This window comes from Streptomyces fildesensis, from assembly GCF_016107395.1.
In the GTDB taxonomy this organism is placed as follows: Bacteria; Actinomycetota; Actinomycetes; order Streptomycetales; family Streptomycetaceae; genus Actinacidiphila; species Actinacidiphila fildesensis.
Genome location: NZ_JAAIKO010000251.1, coordinates 1 through 302, shown reverse-complemented (window position 1 = coordinate 302; position 302 = coordinate 1). Strand labels below are relative to the sequence as shown.

The following is a 302-nucleotide window of genomic DNA, read 5'->3' as shown; positions in this document are numbered from 1 at the left end:
CGGGCTACGACCAGATCGCCCAAGGCGAAGCCGGTCTCATGAGCCTGACCGGCGAGCCCGGAGCCCCCGCCAAGGTGGGCACCCCAGTCGCTGACCTGCTAGCCGGAATCTTCGGCGTGACCGCGGTGCTCGCCGCCCTCCTGGAACGCCACACCACCCAACGCGGCCAGGTAGTGCGCACCTCACTGCTCTCCGCAGTGGTGGGCCTCCACAGCTTCCAAGGAACAAGCTGGACCATCGCGGGAAAGGAACCATCAGCCACCGGCAATCAGCACCCCGCGATTGCTCCGTACGGCCTGTTC

The 302-nt window shown here is 67.2% G+C and carries 1 protein-coding gene; it reads left to right on the top strand.

The features are described from left to right. Positions 1–14: 14 nt before the first annotated feature. Positions 15–302, top strand: a 288-nt coding sequence (locus C6N31_RS42800) for a CoA transferase (protein WP_307811622.1), incomplete at its 3' end; no start/stop codon positions are given.